Origin of the sequence: Stutzerimonas decontaminans (genome assembly GCF_000661915.1) — a bacterium.
Classification (GTDB): Bacteria; Pseudomonadota; Gammaproteobacteria; order Pseudomonadales; family Pseudomonadaceae; genus Stutzerimonas; species Stutzerimonas decontaminans.
Genome location: NZ_CP007509.1, coordinates 3,702,506 through 3,720,458, shown reverse-complemented (window position 1 = coordinate 3,720,458; position 17,953 = coordinate 3,702,506). Strand labels below are relative to the sequence as shown.

Below are 17,953 nucleotides of genomic sequence, written 5' to 3'. Positions count from 1 at the left end.
TTGCCGGAGCGTTTCTCCAATCGCTGCCTCAGTTCAACGACGTCATTTTGCTTCTTCCGTGAAAGATCCCGTGCGACACAGGGTGTCGCATGCGTTGATTAGCTTTCACTCCAGCGTACCTAGAGGGATGTGTGTCTATGCAGGAGCATCAGCCTGGTCTTGTTGTCATCCATGGCAATCATCTAGAAGAACTGCGAGCCCTTGCAGTGCAGTGGATGCGCAGCCACCCGCTACATCCGCTGGAGAACGAGGTGCTGCTGGTGCAAAGCAACGGTATCGCCCAGTGGCTGAAACTGGCGCTGGCCGAAGACCCGCACAAGGGTGGCTGCGGCATTGCTGCGGCGCTGGATGTGCAGTTGCCTGCGCGCTTTCTGTGGCAGGTGTATCGCGGGGTGCTGGGGGCGCAGACCACGCCGCAGTCCTCGCCGCTGGACAAGGCAGCGCTGAGCTGGCGGCTGATGCGCCTGCTGCCCAGCTTGCTCACGAACCCGGTTTTCGCAAGCCTGCAGCGCTTTTTGGAAAAGGACGATGAACAGCGCAAGCTGCACCAACTGTGCGAGCGGTTGGCGGACTTGTTCGACCAATACCAGGTGTACCGCGCCGATTGGCTCGAAGACTGGGCTGCCGGGCGGGATCAACTTCAACACATCAAGGGCACTGTGCAGCCATTGGATGCGCCGAACCTGTGGCAGGCGCAGCTATGGCGCGAGGTATTGGCCGACGTTGGCGAGGGCGCGCTCGAGCAAAGCCGCGCCGGGGTTCACAAACGCTTCGTCGCCCACCTGCGCAGCGCTGCCCAGGCGCCAAAGGGGCTGCCACGCAGGGTTGTGGTGTTCGGCATTTCCTCGATGCCTGCGCAGGTGCTCGAAGCCCTGAAAGAGCTTTCCCGCTACAGCCAGGTGCTGCTGTGCGTGCACAACCCTTGCCGGCACCACTGGGGCGATATCGTTGCCGACAAAGACTTGCTGGCGCACCACTACCGCCGCCAACCTGCCCGTGAGGTTGCCGCAGCTGCGAATGAGCACGGCCAACCCTTGCTCGCCGCCTGGGGTAAGCAGGGGCGCGACTACATCAACCTGCTCGACTACCACGACGAGCCCGGCAGCTATCGCCACCTGCTCGATGGCCTCAATGGCGGGCGTATCGACCTGTTCACCGAGCCGGATACGGCAACCCTGCTAGGCCAGCTGCAAAGCGATATTCTTGAGCTGCGCCCGTTGCCGGAAACCCGCGAAGCCTGGGGGGCGGTAGACGCTACCGCCGACCGCTCGCTGCGTTTTCACGTGGTGCACAGCATGCAGCGCGAAGTGGAGGTGCTGCACGACCAACTGCTCGCCCGCTTCAGCGCCGACAAGCAGTTGAGCCCACGGGATGTGATCGTGATGGTGCCGGACATCAACGCCTACACCCCTCACATCGAGGCAGTGTTCGGCCAGGTGCCAAGGAGTGATTCGCGCTACCTGCCGTTTACCGTGGCCGACCAAGGCCAGCGCGGCCGCCAGCCGCTGCTGATTGCCCTGGAACACCTGCTCAAGCTGCCCCATAGCCGCTTCGCTGCCAGCGACATTCTTGACCTGCTGGACGTACCGGCCTTGCGCGCGCGTTTCACGATCAACGAAGCCGACGTACCCACACTGCAACGCTGGATCGACGGTGCCGGTGTGCGCTGGGGGCTCGATGCCGAGCAGCGCGAAAGCCTGGGCATGCCGGCGGGCCTCGAGCAGAACACCTGGCGCTTCGGAATGCGACGCATGCTGCTGGGCTACGCTGCTGGGCGAGCGCCTCAGCTCAACGGCATCGAACCCTACGACGAAGTGTCGGGGCTGGAAGCTGCCCTGGCCGGGCCGCTGCTGACCTTGCTCGACCACCTGGAAGTGGCCCTTCAGGAACTCCAGCAACCGGCCACGCCGGTGCAATGGGCAGAGCGCCTGCAAGCCTTGTTGAAGGTGTTCTTCCGCCCGGTAAACGATACAGAGGAACTGCTGGTCAACCAATTGCTCAAGCTGCTCGAAGGTTGGCTGCGCACCTGCGAGGTGGCGCAGTTCGCGCAGCCACTGCCACTGAGCGTGGTGCACGAGGCCTGGCTCAGCGGTATCGAAGATAGCGGCCTGTCGCAGCGCTTCCTGGCCGGCGCGGTGAACTTCTGCACCCTGATGCCTATGCGGGCGATTCCGTTCAAGGTGGTGTGCCTTCTGGGCATGAATGATGGCGATTACCCGCGCCAGCAATCACCGGTCGATTTCGACCTGATGCGCAACGACTACCGCCCTGGCGATAGGTCGCGACGTGAAGATGACCGCTACCTGTTGCTGGAGGCCGTGCTGTCGGCGCGAAAACAACTGTATGTGAGCTGGGTGGGCCGCAACATCCGCGACAACAGCGAGCGTGTGCCCTCGGTGCTGATTGGCCAATTGCGCGACCACCTGGCCAGCGGCTGGCGCTCGGCCAACGGCCAGCCATTGCTGCCAGCGCTGACCCAGGAGCACCCGTTGCAACCCTTCAGCGCCGCCTACTTCGCCAACGAGCCGGGGCCTGATGGCTTGTTCACCTACTCCAGCGAGTGGCGCGAGGTGCATGACGAATACAGCTCGCAGCCAGCAGGGGAGCGCCTGCCCGCGCTGGTGCAGGACACGCCATTGAGCCTGCGGCAACTTTCCGAGTTCGTGCGCGACCCGGTGGGCGCTTTCTTCAGCCAGCGGTTGAAGGTCAAATTCGACGACGACGAGTTGGTAAACCGCGATGACGAAGCCTTCCAGCTCGATGGCCTGGAAAACTGGCAGCACCAGGACAGGCTTACCCAGGCGCTGAAGCGCTGGGTCGAGGAGGCTTACGACCCCGAACAGGCCGTGACCGAACTGGGCCTGCAAGTGCAACGCCTGCAACGCGAGGGCGCCTTGCCACTGGGCGGCTTCGGCACCTTGAGCGCCTCGGCGCTGGTGGAGCCGATGCCGGGCCTGCTGGCGCGCTACCACGCCCAACTGCAAGCCTGGCCTGAGCTTGAAGAGGGCCAGAGCGCCGCAACCATCGAAGCCACTGACGAGCGTCCCGGCCTCAAGGATTGGCTGGGTGGCATTCGCCGCAATGCGTTGGATGAGCGAGCCTACCTGCAACTGGACAGCAAGAAGCTGTGCAGCGACGACAGCCTGCGTTGGCAGCACCTGGTGCGGCCTTGGTTGCGGCACTTGGCGTTGCAGTTGAACGGGCCTGCCTGCACGACCATTCTGGTGGGTTTGAATGGCGATGTGGTGTTCCGGCCAGTGCCTGAAACCCAGGCCCGGGAGCAGCTGCAAGCGCTGCTCCAGGCCTGGGTGGCGGGCATGCAAGAGCCGCTGCCGGTGGCCTGCGAAAGCGCCTTCGCCTGGTTGGCAGCGGGTGGGGAAAGCAGCGATTCGGCCTACGACAAAGCGCGCGATATCTATGAAGGCGGCTACATGAAAAAGGGTGAAGTGGAGCGCTCGTTCGCCCAACGGCGTGCCTACGAGGACTTCGACCAACTGTGCGCGAGCGGCCAGTTCGTGGCCTGGGCCCAGCGCCTGTATGGCGGCTTGTTCGGCCACTTCACCTCGACCGACGCAGGAAGCGCCCAATGACAGCGGTTAACCTCAACCCCCTCGATTTCCCACTGCATGGCAGCCGCTTGATCGAAGCGAGTGCCGGCACCGGCAAAACCTTCACCATCGCCTTGCTGTACGTGCGGCTGGTACTGGGCCATGGGGGCGATGCTGCGTTCAAGCAAGCGCTGACGCCGCCGCAAATTCTGGTGGTGACCTTCACCGACGCCGCCACCCAAGAGCTGCGCGACCGCATTCGCGCACGGTTGAACGAGGCTGCCCAGTGCTTTCAGGCACCTGATGAGCGTCACGACCCGCTGCTGGTGAAACTGCGCAACGGTTACCCCGCCGATCAGTGGCCGGCCTGTGCTCGTCGGTTGCAGTTGGCCAGCGAGTGGATGGACGAAGCCGCGGTTTCGACCATTCATGGCTGGTGCTACCGGATGCTGCGCGAGCACGCCTTCGACAGCGGCAGCCTGTTTACCCAGACACTGGAAACCGACCAGCGCGAGTTGCTCGATGAAGTGGTCAGGGACTACTGGCGCCAGCAGTTCTATGGCCTGCCGCCTGAGGTTGCCAGGGTGGTGACGGATAGCTTCAAAAGCCCCACCGAGCTACGCGAAGCGCTGACGCCGCTGCTGTCGCGTAGCGATGCCGAGTTTCAGCAGGCAGGGATGTCGATCACAGCGCCCGCGCACCTGGATGCTTTGCTTCAGGGGCCTGCTGACTGGGCTGCGCAGTGCGTCGCGCTCGAAGCGCAGGCAAGGGCGGCCTGGGCCAACGACATCGTGGCTCTGGAGGCGTTGCTGCACAGCGCGCGCAGCGCACTGAACGGCAAGTCCTACCCCACCAAAACCCCCGAAACTTTTGATCAAATGCTTGGCGATATCGCCGCCTGGAGCCAGGGAGGCGAAGCCAGTAGCCACGTTCGCAAATGCGGGCAAGCCCGCTTCAAGCTGAACAAAGGCGGTGCCATCGGTACGCACCCAGCGTTTCGAGCCATCGATGCTTGGGTCGACCATGAGGAGTCGAAGCAGGACATCCGCGCGCAGTTGCTGCTGCATGCTCTGCGTGAAGTGCAGGGCGCCTTCGAGGAAGAAAAGCTGCGCCGGGCGCAGATCGGTTTCGACGACTTGCTCAACCGCCTTGGTCGTGCCCTGGAAGGCCCCTCTGGCCCGCGCCTGGCGCAGACCATTCGCCAGCAGTACCCGGTGGCCCTGATCGACGAGTTCCAGGACACCGACCCGGTTCAGTACGGCATCTTCGACAAAATCTACTGCATTGGAGAAAACCTGCCCGACTGCGGCCTGTTCATGATCGGCGACCCGAAACAGGCAATCTATTCGTTCCGTGGCGCCGACATCTACACCTACCTCAAGGCGCGTGAGGCTACCAAGGGCCGGCATTACACCCTGGGCACCAACTACCGCTCCACTCAAGCGATGGTCGATGCCGCCAACCATTGTTTCAAGTTCGCCGAAGCCCACCCCCGAGCAGCGTTCCGGTTTGCCGAGGAGGGGAAGGAGAACCCGGTGCCGTTCGAAGGTGTTGATGCCAAAGGCCGCAGCGATACGTTGGAGATCGAGGGTGAAAAGCAGAAGGCCCTGACCCTCTGGCAGCTGCAAACCAACGGAGTAATCAACAACGCCACTTACCTGCGCGAGGCCTCCGAGGTATGCGCCTCGGCGATTCAGGCCTGGCTCGACCGCAGTGCAGAAAAACCCTCGGGCCTGCGCAACAGCGATGGCCAACTCACTGCACTCAAGCCTGCCGATATCGCCATTCTGGTACGCAGCCGCAAGGAAGCCGAAGCTATTCGCAAGGCCCTTGCGCGTCGCAAACTGGCCAGCGTTTATCTGTCTGACCGCGACTCAGTATTCGAAAGCGAAGAAGCCACCGACCTGCTGTGCATCCTGCGGGCCTGCGCCCAGCCCACCAGCGACCGCTTGCTGCGTGCGGCATTGGCCACCCGCAGCGTGGGCATTTCCTGGCAGGACCTGGAGCAGTTGAACCAGAACGAGCTGTGCTGGGAAGCGCATGTGCAGTGGTTCCGCGACTTCCGCGTGCTGTGGCAGCAACAAGGCGTGCTGCCCATGCTGCGCAGGCTGCTTGCAACCTTCAAGGTGCCGGCCCGTTTGCTGGCTGAAGAACAGGGCGAGCGCCGCCTGACCAACCTGCTGCACCTGGCCGAATGGCTGCAGCGCAGCGCCGCCGAACTCGATGGCGAGCACGCGCTGATTCGCCATCTGGCCGAGCAGATCAAGGAGCAGAGCGAGGAAGAAATTCTGCGCCTGGAAAGCGACTCGGACCTGATCAAAGTGGTGACCGTGCACAAGTCCAAGGGCCTGGAGTACCCCTTGGTGATGTTGCCGTTCGCGTGCAGCGCCAGGGCGGTGGATGGCCGTAGCAAGGCGCCGCCGATGTTCCATGAACGACAGGATGAGCATTACAGCCTGGTGCTTGAACTGGCCAAGGGCGACCCGGCAAAGCCTGCGCAGAAACGCGCTGACGATGAGCGCATGGGCGAGGAAATGCGCCTGCTGTATGTCGCCCTGACCCGCGCCCGCTACGCCACCTGGATCTGCGTGGCGCCCCAGGGGTTCAAGACCGGAGGCTCGTCGATAGACCTGCACAAGTCGGGCTTGGGCTACTTGCTTGCAGGCGAAGGCACGGTTGCCCCTGATTGGTTGGCTGAAGTGGTGGACGCCTTCGCGAAGGGCTGCGACGACATCGCGGTGTGCAAGGCCCCTGCGCAAACCGAGGGTGTCCATGTGGCACCTGCGCGCCCGACGGTAAGCGAGGCCTTGCGCCCGCTGCATGCGCTGGCGACCAACTGGTGGATCGCCAGCTACTCTGCCTTGGCCATCGCCGACGACCGTGCGCGGATGGGCGCCGAGTCGCCGGTTGCCCCTGAGCCTGCCACCGCGCTGGAAGCCAACCTGCAAGAGCAGGACGACGAGCAGAACCCGCCTGCCGGCGTTGGTATTCACGCCTTCCCCCGAGGGGCGGGGCCGGGCACTTTCCTGCACGGGCTGTTCGAGTGGGCCGGCGATGAGGGCTTCGGCAACGCTGCCAGCGACGAGCAAGCCCTGCACGACGCCGTGGCCCGGCGCTGCAACCTGCGCGGCTGGGAGCGCTGGATCGACCCGCTGTCGGCTTGGTTGAGCCATTACCTCAAGGCCCCACTGCGCTTCAACGGCACCCAGTGCACGCTAGCCGGGTTGAGCACCTATCAGGTCGAGATGGAGTTCTGGTTCTCCAGCCGCAACGTGAACGTCGAACGCCTCGATGCCTTGGTACGCGAACACACCCTCGGCGGTACGCCGCGACTGATACTGGCGCCCAACCAGTTGAACGGCATGTTCAAAGGCTTCATCGACCTGACCTTCGAGCACGAGGGCCGCTACTACGTGGCGGACTACAAATCCAACTGGCTGGGCAGCACCGATAGCGCCTATGTCGCTGAGGCCATGGCCGAAACCATGCTGGACAAACGCTACGATCTGCAGCTGTGCCTGTACCTGTTGGCCCTGCATCGCCAGCTCAAGCTGCGCCTGCCCGGCTACGACTACGAGCAGCACATGGGCGGGGCGCTGTACCTGTTCATTCGTGGGCACCAGGCGCCCACCCATGGCCTGCACTTCGAGCGGCCACCGCAGCAACTGATCGAGCAGCTTGACCAACTCTTCATGGGCCAGTTCGAGGAGGCCAGCGCATGAGCCAGACCCTCAAGCAACTGAGCAGCAGCCAGAGCGATACCGAGCAGGTGGCGGTGTTCATTGGCGCCGCCAGCAACAGCGAGCTCTTGCAGCAAGTCGATACCTGGGTGGCGCGTGGCTGGTTGCGCGCGCTGGATCGTGCCTTGGCGAAATTCATTCTTGAACAAGACCCTCAGGCCCAGGCCAGCGTGCTGCTGGCCGCCGCGATGACCAGCCACCAACTGGGCCGTGGCCATGCCTGCCTGGACCTTACCGCCACCCTGGCAGCGCCGGATTTCGTGCTGTCGTTGCCACCAGAAGGCGAGGAGGGCAGTACGCTGCCGTCGCAATGGTTGCAGGGCCTGGACGCTACGCAGTGGCGCCAGGCTCTGGCCGCCAGCACCCTGGTCGAGGACCGTGACGCCCGCCAGGACGCCCCCGAGCGGCCCTTGGTGCTGGTGGGGCTGCGCCTTTACTTGCGCCGCTACTGGAACTACGAGTGCAGCATCGCCCAAGCCTTAAGCGCACGCTTGAGCGTGGCGCCGGTCACACCAGATAACTTCGCTAGCCGTCTCGATGAACTGTTTCCCGCCCGTTCCGAAGCCGAGCGCGCGCAAGGCAGCAACTGGCAGAAAATTGCCTGCGCGCTGGCGGCCCGTGGCAACTTCAGCGTCATCACTGGCGGCCCGGGCACCGGCAAGACCACCTCGGTGGTGCGCCTGCTGGGGTTGCTGCAAACCCCGGCGGTCGAGAGCGGCAAGCCGCTGCGCATCCGCCTGGCGGCGCCGACCGGCAAGGCGGCGGCGCGGTTGTCCGAGTCCATTGGCAAGGAGGTTCGGGTGTTGCCGGTGAGTGATGCGGTGCGCGCCGAGATCCCGACGGATGTGTCCACCTTGCACCGCTTGCTGGGCAGCCGACCGAACTCGCGTAACTTCATTCACCAGCGCGATAAACCGCTGGAGCTGGATGTACTGGTGGTCGATGAAGCCTCGATGATCGACCTGGAAATGATGGCCTGCGTGCTGGATGCCTTGCCCCAGGCAGCGCGCTTGATTCTGCTAGGCGACAAGGACCAGTTGGCCTCGGTGGAAGCCGGTTCGGTGATGGGCGACTTGTGCCGCGAGGCTGAAAAAGGCGACTACAACGCGCAAACCGCCCAGTGGCTGAGCACCCACAGCGGTGAGGCGCTGGTTGACCCTGAGTTGCAGATGGCCGAAGGCGCGGGTGCCCCGCTGGCGCAGCAGACCGTGATGTTGCGCCGCTCTTGGCGTTTCGACCCGCAGAAGGGTATCGGGCGCCTGGCCAAGCTGATCAACAACAAGCAGGCGGGCGAAGCACGGCGTGCGCTCGAACAGCCCTCGGAGCAACTTTTCAACCTGCTGGTGCGTGGCGAGCAGGATGCGGCGCTTAGCGACCTGGCCATCGATGGCAACCGCAATGCGCCCGGCTACCGGCATTACCTGGTGCAACTGCGCGACTTGCGCCCTGTGGCTGATACACAGTGGGACAGCGAGCTATGGGCCGGTTGGGCAGGCAAGGTGTTGTCTGCATTCGACCAGTTCCGCCTGCTCTGCGCATTGCGCCGGGGGCCTTGGGGCGTCGAAGGGCTTAACCAGCGTGTGGCTACGCAATTGCGTCGCCGCGGCTTGCTGGACAGCGACCACGGCTGGTACGAAGGGCGTCCGGTGCTGGTGACGCGCAATGACTACAGCTTGAACCTGATGAACGGCGATATCGGCATCGCGCTATGGGTGCCGGGGCCGGACGGTGCGCTGGCCCTGCGCGTGGCCTTCCCGCGCAACGACGGCAGTGGCGGCGTGCGCTTCGTGATGCCGAGCCGGTTGGTGGAGGTGGAGACGGTGTTCGCCATGACGGTGCACAAGTCCCAGGGCTCGGAGTTCAACCACACCGCGCTGGTGTTGCCTGATGCGCTGAACCCGGTGTTGACCAAGGAGCTGCTGTACACCGCCATCACCCGCGCCAGGGAATGGTTCAGCCTGGCCGAGACTCACCCGGGTGTGTTCGAAGGCGCGGTGGGCCGCAACGTGCAGCGCACCAGCGGCTTGGCGTTGCAACTGCATGAGGCGCTGGCTCAACGCATCTGAGTGGGCGAATTCAGGCATTTGTAGCCGGGTTACTGGCCTGGGCCGTGACCTTTGCCATGTCAGAGCTTACGGCCTGGACGGTGATGGTGAAGTGACCTGAGGGCCGGCGGCGCTGCAGGAGGCCAACCCGCTGGGGGTATCGCGGCTGGTGGATGGCGAATACCGCCGCTAGGGCCTGAATAGACACAATCGTTGCGGTTCGTCGCCCCGACAAGCCAGCTCCCAGGCAAGTCCAACCTGTAGGAACCGGTTTGCTGCATCAGTGGACGCCTGCTTAAGAGGGGGTAGACAAAATCAAGAGGTAAGTCGACGAGCCAGCATGCGAGCCTTTGGCAGCCGTGCCCATGCTGCACTCATATTGATGTTCATCTCAATCACATGAACCTGTGTCCATCCTCAGCCAACCACTGGGTATTTGGCATCGCCCCATAAGGTGTCCGGGCTGTCCAGCGTGATCTAGATGATCAAGGGCATCAGTTTTCCTAGCAGGTAGCAGCAGTCTCGTAGCTAATCCCTACTCACTCTGCCATTCCAGGTTGCTCCACCATGAATGAGCTGGGTTGCGCAGGGTGTACGGGTTGTCCAGTAGTACGCGAATGCTGCCGGGAAACTCCGACCAGACGAAGTCTCGATGTTTTTGTTGCTACCAAGGAACACGGTTTTTCGAGAAAGGCTTTGAAGGTTTCCCGCTCGGATAATCGCTGCTGCTCGACGATATCGGTGGCGTAGGCAGCGTTGAATGCGATCCACAGAAAAAAGAAACGGCCATTTAGTGTCTTCGGCTTGTTTTGCTCGGTGCAGCTAACTGAGTGCTCGGTGTAGTCGTAGGCTGAGATTGGGATGATGTTGATCGTTTGGGTCGTCTTTACCAAATGGTACTGGTAATAAAGATGGTCTCCAGGCCCCAATTTGCCGAAGTGTGGCTTGGACACTTCAGCGTACCGGCACGGGGGCGTTGGCGCATTTGTAGCCCGGGTATTGGGCTTCGGCTGTGATGCGAGCCATTTCGGAACTCACGGCCTGCACTGTGGTCTTGAAATTGGCGCGAGGTCCCGCATTAGGGATTACGCGCTGAAGGAAAGCGGAATAGGTCTTCATAGCTGAGTCTCCATGGTCAGGTAATCGGAGACAGAATGCTCCCAGCATGCGACAGCCTGTGTCGCATTCAACCGTACAGTCTGGCCATCCGACGTGCCGACGAGGCGATTTGCTGCCTCAGTTCAGCCGGCTCTAGAACCTCCAGCTCCTCCCCTTGGCTCAAAAGCCATAGCTCGAGACCTTGGCTAAGAGGCAGACTGCCTGTCATCAACCACCAGCCATCAGCGGTGGGCTGTAGCTGTTGATCGGCAGTGAGCGCGTTCTCGTCCAGGCGTTCGTAGAGCGTCTGAGAAATGCGGAGCTTCAGTTGAGTTGGGTGCTCAGATTTTTGGGATATCAGGCTGCGCTTGACCTCGAACGAGTTCATCTCAAAACCGTCAGGAGTTCTTAGGTCTTCCCATGTAGCCTTGGCAGACTGAAAACGATGCAGGGGAAGGGAGGCCAGTTTGCCTTCGGGCAAGCCTTTGAAAACACATACGAGGTAGATATTGGAATCTTGATAGGAAAGACCTAGTGGCTTGATATGTAGTGTTCGTGGCTCACGGGCACCGCGCTTCAGGTAGAGCGCTTCGATAGAGGCATCATCCAGAAGTGCCTGTTGGACAGCCTCTAGGACCTCCGGCTTCACTTGGCCTGGTTCCAGAACAACGAAGCGGGTATTGCTGATGATCTTGCCTGAACAGTCCTGGCTGGGCCGGTTTCCTTTCAACAGTGATGTTGCGTAGTTCCGAAGGGGCGCCAAATTCTCAACCTGTGCCGCCATTCCGAATCTAGCCGCGTGATCCATGATCATGACGAGGTTCATTGCATCTGTTGGCAGCATGCTCAGTCGCGACAGCGACTTTTCTGCCCACCACAACTTGGCTTTTCCCTTTGGCCTGCTATGCACATGGGGGAATTTCTGTTCTAGCTCGCTTAGGTCACGCTGAATGGTGCGCTTATCAACCTGGACACCCTGGTTGGCTACTCGTTGGTGAATGGCATTGCTATCGAGAGCGCTTTCCTTGTTCGGGAGAAGGCCAAGAATGAGTTCATGGCGAAGCAGCTGTTCCACAGTTACGTCCTTGTTTGTGTGCGACACAGGTTGTCGCATGGCCGCTGAAAATGGTCAGACACGATCATCGATGGGCAGCAGCATGAGCAACTCTGCAGACATCTTCAATCTTATGGACAACCTTCTTCCCCGGGCTGACTGCGTCGAGATGGTGAGCCTGACGAGTTGCAACGCCTTTATGCTGGAATCGGTATGCCATCGCTGAGAGTGATGGAGCTGAGCGGGCAGGCGCGGGGTGTCAACTATTACGAGATCAGGGAAGCAAACCCGCTTCTTGGATTGGTTGATCCGATCATAATTCGAAATCGCTATGTGGAGCTGCGTGAACAGGCTCTGTTGGGCGATGCGGATGCGATCAATGATCTAGGGTGGTTTTGGCTAAATGGTCTGAGGCTGAAGCCCAACCCTGCGCCTGCCGGTTCGTCTGCTGTAGATGAACCATAATCCATGCGCTTTTGTTGGTGCAATCTTTAAGCGTGCGTCGGTTGCCGGGCATTAGTAAATGAAAGGCTACCGAGACAGTAAAGGTTTGAAGTGAGCAGCCTTCAAGTTAATCAGGCGAGCTACAATAAAGCCAACGTCTAACCGAGTCGCATTGAAGCCAATTTAGTCAATAAACGTCTTTATCTATAGCGCGCCTCGGTTGCATGCGGCTTTTGATTAGGAATGCAATGGCGGGACATTAGCGCTTGCACGCTTACCGTGGCGCATTGAAATCCAAAATATCCAGTTGCTCGGTCAGCCAGCGATATGCCTGATATGTGCTATTAAATTTACGAACTAGGGTGCGTACACCTTTATCTATGTTACAGTCGCGGAGCGTGAGGCCAAGACCTTCTTCGTCGATTTCGTAGGTCTTTGCTTTCATATCGCCGAGCTGCATCGCAAGCAGCCTAACGTCATCGAGTGAGTGAATGGGGGCGATGCTGTGCTTGCGCACGTAGGAGCGTACCTTCTCTGAAAGCTCATTGAAGTCATCTGCATTAATGCGGTGGACTATATCATCTGAATCTGGGATTTGCTCCGGATAGTCATCATCAAGTGATACGCAGTGTTCCACACCGTGAATGCTTGCTACTAGGTATTGACCGCCGACTTCGTCGCGCTCGCGGTTAAGAATTAGGATAGACATGTTTTTTCCTCAGGTTGTTGTTCTGTTCATTATTCTAAGTTGCTCCGCTTAAAAAAGGCAATAGGCTATACTGTATTTTTATACAGCCCATGGTTAACGCCCCGGAGGCCGTTCGGCTGGCTATCTAGTGAGTGTCCGGCCCAAAACCCATAATTTAAAAGTGGCATAAGCAGTATGTCGTGGGCAGTGGTGTCTCGGTAAGCGATTGCGCCAGTCCGTCGCCGCCCCGGGCTGTGAGCGCAATTTAAAATTACTCTACTTGGTTCTCGCATTTTAAAATGTGAATCGGCTGAAAGAGTGGAAGCACCTGCTCATACCCAGCGCTGTTCAGTCGGTCTATGTGCTGCTCCCGGCGGGTCGTCTTGTGGGGTCAGGTAACATGGTGCGTCCTTGGCCAACGAACCAAAGTCCGGAATGCGATATAGAAAGGATAGAATTTTTGCACCTTTGCAATGTTTGGCTTTTGGGGTTATATAAAAAATAATGCTCTGGTTGTTGTTTTTTTGTTTTCGTATTTGCAATAATTGATTGTGTGGCATGTGTCACGCAAATAATAATTAGAAGAATAATATGAATGCAGAGACTCAAAGCGCCTATATTAGTTTGGCCAGTAATTTTTATGCGACTCGGATGCAGGGCGTTGAGCTTGATGAGCTCAATATTATTGGTGCTTTACTACGGGCGGCCCCTGATTACCGCCCGGATTATTATCGGCGCCTACGTAACGCTTTGGCGTTTGATCAAAAGCATCGAGGAAATTTCTGGGCTGCCCAAGAAATCAATCGTACGCTCAATCCGGTCACTGTGTTAAATCTGCCGCGAAAGAAAAAGCAGCGACGTCCGCAGAAGCTTTCTACCGCTGATTTCGAAGCGTGGCTACGGTGTCTGGCTGAACGAGATATGCCTGTCGAAGCGGGAGCTTTAATGGTGATATCTCTTACCGGAGCGCGACCATGCGAGCTTAACGGAATTTCTATCGATGGCCGGCGCATCCATATATCCGGTGCAAAGCTTAGCCACAACGGTTTACGCGGCGCTAGCCGAACGCTTGAGGCTGATGGAGACGTCTGCAATATCTTGAGAAACGCTCTCGCTGCTTTTAAATGTCAGCCGCGCAGTATGGATTCAATACGCGTTGCGCTTCACCAAGTCGCTACTGAGCTATTCGGTAGGAGGAAGGTGCCGAGTATGTACACACTTCGTCACCAGTTCGGCTCAAATCTGAAAGCCTCAGGCATGTCCGCAATAGAAATGGCATACGTCATGGGGCACCAGGCTACCGATTCGATTAGCCGCTATGGCGATAAAAGATTTGGACGTGCAGAAGCGGTTAAGGTTAAGCCTGCAAGCGATGCTGACTTTTCAAAGGTGAGAGATACAGTGCCTGCTCGAATGCGTGCGGACGCCGTGGCTCTTAATGATCAGCGAGACTTGGATCGTAGGACTGAGGTCGCTGACGGCTGAGGTGATGTGGTCATTTCAGCGGACAATCATGAATTCCTTAGGCTATAGAGCGTTTGTATCTAGCTCTGGTTTTGATAGCGGTTTCCACCTTTACGTCGTCAACGCTCAGGTATCTGTTCGTTTTGTCGAACCATTGCATCGCCCTTTGTGATTGGCGTATAAACACACAAACACCTATTAGCGGAGAACGCTATGAATACCATTCGCTGGAATGTCGCCGTCTCGGCCGACACCGACCAGTCGCTTCGGATGTTTCTGGCCAGCCAGGGCGGCGGCCGTAAGGGCGACCTGTCGCGCTTCATCGAAGAAGCGGTACGGGCACACATCCTGGAGCTGAGCGCTGAGCAGGCCAAGGCCGCTAACGCCCATCTGAGTGAGGCAGAATTGACCAACGCGGTTGACGAAGCGCTCGACTGGGCACGTAAGCGCTGATGCGGGTCGTGTTGGATACCAACATCCTGTTCAGCGCCCTGATCTCGCCACATGGCGCGCCCGATGCGATCTACCGTGCCTGGCGGGCGGCGCGTTTCGAGGTGGTGACCTCGCGGATGCAACTCGATGAAATTCGTCGAGCCAGCCGCTATCCCAAGCTTCAGGCCATCCTACAGCCCGCCAAGGTGGGCGCCATGATCAATAACCTGCAACGGGCTGTGGTACTGGAGCGCCTGACCATCGAGGTCGAAGCCGATGATCCGGATGACTCGTTTTTGCTGGCCATGGCCTTGGCGGGCGATGCGGACTACCTGGTAACCGGTGATCGCCGCGCCGGCCTGCTGCAACGCGGGCACATCGAACACACGCGGATCGTCACGCCCGCCGTGTTCTGCGTCGAGGTGCTGTGATCAATGCCGGTCGGTTTTCTGACTCAAGAGCAACGCGACGGTTTTGGCCGCTATGTTGATTCGCCCAGCCGTGAAGAGCTGGAACGTTACTTCCACCTGAGCGATGAAGACCGTGAAGCCATCCAGGTGCTGCGGGGTAACCATAACCGTCTGGGTTATGCCGTTCTGCTGACCACCGTCCGCTTCGTTGGCGTTCTGCCGGACAAGCCCGCCGCCGTGCCGGTGGAAGTCCTGCAGGTGCTTTGCCGACAACTGGCGATTCCAGACCCCGACTGCCTCCAGCGCTATAGCGATCATCGCCGCTGGATACATGCCACCGATATTCAGAACCGCTTTGGCTATCGTCATTTCACCGATCCGGGCATCGGCTTTCGCTTGAGCCGCTGGCTGTATGCCCTCTGCTGGACGGGCACCGACCGGCCGGGAGTGCTGTTTGAGCGAGCCACCTCGTGGCTGTTCACACAGAAAGTCCTCCTGCCTGGTGTGTCTCAACTAGAGCGCTTTATCGCCCAGTTGCGCAGTCGGGTCGAAGAACGCCTCTGGTTTACGCTGGGCCGCAGCGTGACTGAGGAACAGCGATTGCAACTGCAAGACTTGCTGACGGTGGCCGAAGGCAACCGCAGCTCCCGGCTGGATCAATTGCGCTCCGGCCCGGTCATGGTCAGTGGCCCCGCGTTGATTCGGGCACTGCGCCGGCTCGATGACGTGCGCGGCATCGGCATCACCTTGCCGGCGGCGGCGCACATCCCTCCCAGCCGTATCGCCGCCCTGGCCCGCTTCGCCAACACGGCCAAGGTCACCGCGATTAATCGGCTGCCGGCGTCGCGGCGGATGGCGACACTGGTGGCCTTCGCACTCTGCCTGGAGGCGACTGCGCACGACGACGCACTGGAAGTCCTGGAGGCCTTGCTGCGCGACCTGTTCAGCAACGCGGAGAAGGCCGACAAGAAAGCCCGCATGCGCAGCCTGAAAGACCTGGATCGGTCGGCCGCGACGCTCGCCGCCGCGTGCAAGGTCGTGCTGGACAGCTCGATCAGCGATGACAACGTGCGCGCCCGGCTGTTCAACGACCTGCCGAGGACCACCCTGGAAAAGGCCCTGGAAGAGGTCAACGCGCTGATCCGCCCGGTAGATGACGTCTATTTTCTTGCATTGGAAGCGCGCTACCGCAGCGTGCGCCGCTTCCTGCCCGACCTGCTCAAGCACATCCGCTTCGGCTTCAGCCCGGCCGGCAAGGGCGTGGCGGCTAGTCTGGAGTGGCTGCAACTGAACCTGCCGCGCCGGAAGCCAGAGGATGACGCGCCGCAGGAGATCGTGGCCAAGGCTTGGCAGAAGCACATCACCCGCGAAGATGGCTCCCTCGACATGGGTGCCTATGTGTTCTGCACGCTCGATGCGCTGCGCACGGCCCTGCGCCGCCGCGATGTCTTCGTCTCGCCCAGTTGGCGCTATGCCGACCCGCGCCTTGGCCTGCTCGACGGTGCCGAATGGCTGGCGGCGCGACCGATCATCTGCCGGTCACTGGGCCTGACCATCGACGCCAAAACCACCCTGGACGCCTTGTCCGTCGAGCTGGATGCAACCTGGCTGGCAGTAGCCGCGCGCCTGCCCGACAACCCGGCGATTCAACTGAGCGAGAACACCGAGGGCAAGACCGAACTGTCGCTCGGGGCGCTGGACAAGCTGGACGAGCCCTGCTCGTTGCTGCAACTGCGGGCGGCCGTGTCTGACCTGATGCCGCGTGTCGATCTGCCGGAAATCCTCTTGGAAATCGCCGCCCGCACTGGCTTTTCCGAGGCCTTCACCCATGTCTCCGAACGCAATGCACGCGCCGACAACCTGGTCACCAGCCTCTGCGCGGTGCTGTTGGGCGGGGCCTGCAACACCGGCCTGGAGCCCTTGATCCGCACCGACAACCCGGCGCTGCGCCGTGACCGGCTGTCCTGGGTCAGCCAGAATTATATCCGCGACGACACCCTGTCAGCGGCTAACGCCATCCTGGTCGGAGCGCAAAGCCAACTGGAACTGGCCCAAGTCTGGGGTGGCGGCGAGGTCGCCTCCGCCGATGGCATGCGCTTCGTCGTACCGGTGCGCACCGTGCATGCCGGCCCCAATCCGAAGTATTTCGGCACCGGCCGGGGTGTCACCTGGTACAACCTGATTTCCGACCAATTCTCCGGCCTCAACGCCATCACCGTGCCCGGCACGCTGCGCGACAGCCTGGTGTTGCTGGCGGTCGTGCTGGAACAGCAGACCGAGTTGCAGCCGACGCAAATCATGACCGACACCGGGGCCTACAGCGATGTGGTGTTCGGGCTCTTCCGCCTACTTGGCTACCACTTCAGTCCGCGGCTGGCCGATGTCGGCGGTACCCGCTTCTGGCGCACGCGCCCGGACGCGGACTACGGCAAGCTCAACGGGCTGGCCCGCCAGTCGGTCAAACTCGACCTGATCGCCGAGCACTGGGACGACCTGCTGCGCCTGGCCGGCTCGCTCAAACTCGGCCGGGTGCCGGCGACTGGCATCATGCGCACGCTGCAAACGGGAGATAGACCCACCCGGCTGGCCCAGGCGCTGGCCGAATTCGGGCGGATCGAAAAGACTCTGCACACGTTGACCTATATCGACGACGAGTCCAAGCGCCGCGCCACCCTGACCCAGTTGAACCGAGGCGAAGGCCGGCACAGCCTGGCCCGCGCCGTGTTCCACGGCAAACGCGGCGAGCTCCGCCAGCGCTACCGCGAAGGCCAGGAAGACCAGCTCGGTGCTCTGGGCCTGGTGGTGAACATCATCGTGCTGTGGAACACCCTCTACATGACGGCGGCCGTGGAACGGCTCAAGCAGCACGGCTATCCAGTGCTGGAAGAGGATTTGGCCCGGCTATCGCCGCTGATCTACGAGCACATCAACATGCTCGGGCGGTATTCCTTTGCGGTACCGGAAGAAGTTGCGCGCGGCGAGCTGCGGCCACTGCGTAATCCAGACGACGACCTGTGATCCCCCTAAACG

The 17,953-nt window shown here is 60.6% G+C and carries 10 protein-coding genes and 1 pseudogene; 8 read left to right on the top strand and 3 right to left on the bottom strand.

The genetic code is table 11. The features are described 5' to 3' along the window. Positions 1-137 precede the first annotated feature (137 nt). From recC to recD, 3 genes are read left to right on the top strand one after another with little or no spacing between them, the layout of a single operon-like run. Positions 138-3,590 carry an exodeoxyribonuclease V subunit gamma gene (gene recC, locus UIB01_RS17185; protein ID WP_038663131.1) on the top strand — a complete coding sequence of 1,151 codons (3,453 nt, stop codon included), beginning with the start codon at positions 138-140 and terminating at the stop codon, positions 3,588-3,590. Next, positions 3,587-7,270 carry an exodeoxyribonuclease V subunit beta gene (gene recB, locus UIB01_RS17180; RefSeq protein ID WP_038663128.1) on the top strand — a complete coding sequence of 1,228 codons (3,684 nt, stop codon included), beginning with the start codon at positions 3,587-3,589 and terminating at the stop codon, positions 7,268-7,270. The genes recC and recB overlap by 4 nt, the downstream gene beginning before the upstream one ends. Further along, entirely contained in the window at positions 7,267-9,354 is a 2,088-nt protein-coding gene (gene recD, locus UIB01_RS17175) for an exodeoxyribonuclease V subunit alpha (RefSeq protein ID WP_038663125.1), read from the top strand. Before recB ends, recD begins: the two co-directional genes overlap by 4 nt. A gap of 456 nt (positions 9,355-9,810) precedes the next feature. Here the strand turns inward: recD and UIB01_RS22920 are convergent. After that, a pseudogene (locus UIB01_RS22920) lies at positions 9,811-10,263 on the bottom strand (hypothetical protein). A gap of 256 nt (positions 10,264-10,519) precedes the next feature. Further along, complete coding sequence (locus UIB01_RS23480; RefSeq protein WP_038663123.1) at positions 10,520-11,506, bottom strand: helix-turn-helix transcriptional regulator; 987 nt, start codon at positions 11,504-11,506, stop codon at positions 10,520-10,522. 192 nt (positions 11,507-11,698) lie between these two features. Between UIB01_RS23480 and UIB01_RS23475 the strand changes: the two genes are divergently transcribed. Continuing rightward, positions 11,699-11,950: a hypothetical protein gene (locus UIB01_RS23475; RefSeq protein ID WP_230585261.1), complete on the top strand. Its 252-nt coding sequence runs from the start codon at positions 11,699-11,701 to the stop codon at positions 11,948-11,950. A gap of 253 nt (positions 11,951-12,203) precedes the next feature. Here the strand turns inward: UIB01_RS23475 and UIB01_RS17160 are convergent, their stop codons facing one another. Further along, complete coding sequence (locus UIB01_RS17160) at positions 12,204-12,638, bottom strand: hypothetical protein (RefSeq protein WP_003291593.1); 435 nt, start codon at positions 12,636-12,638, stop codon at positions 12,204-12,206. Between the two features lie 570 nt (positions 12,639-13,208). Here UIB01_RS17160 and UIB01_RS17155 point away from each other — a divergent pair. The 4 genes from UIB01_RS17155 to UIB01_RS17140 all read left to right on the top strand — a co-directional run bounded on the left by UIB01_RS17155 (position 13,209) and on the right by UIB01_RS17140 (position 17,941). Beyond that, positions 13,209-14,102 (top strand): site-specific integrase, encoded by an 894-nt coding sequence (locus UIB01_RS17155; protein WP_003291594.1) that lies wholly within the window; start codon positions 13,209-13,211, stop codon positions 14,100-14,102. 192 nt (positions 14,103-14,294) lie between these two features. After that, positions 14,295-14,534 carry a ribbon-helix-helix domain-containing protein gene (locus tag UIB01_RS17150; protein ID WP_003089107.1) on the top strand — a complete coding sequence of 80 codons (240 nt, stop codon included), beginning with the start codon at positions 14,295-14,297 and terminating at the stop codon, positions 14,532-14,534. Beyond that, on the top strand, positions 14,534-14,944 hold the full coding sequence (locus tag UIB01_RS17145; RefSeq protein WP_017246347.1) for a putative toxin-antitoxin system toxin component, PIN family: 411 nt from the start codon (positions 14,534-14,536) through the stop codon (positions 14,942-14,944). Before UIB01_RS17150 ends, UIB01_RS17145 begins: the two co-directional genes overlap by 1 nt. Positions 14,945-14,947: 3 nt before the next feature. Beyond that, the gene (locus UIB01_RS17140; RefSeq protein ID WP_003299771.1) at positions 14,948-17,941 is read left to right on the top strand and encodes a Tn3 family transposase; all 2,994 of its coding nucleotides are present in this window, start codon (positions 14,948-14,950) and stop codon (positions 17,939-17,941) included. Positions 17,942-17,953 lie beyond the last annotated feature (12 nt).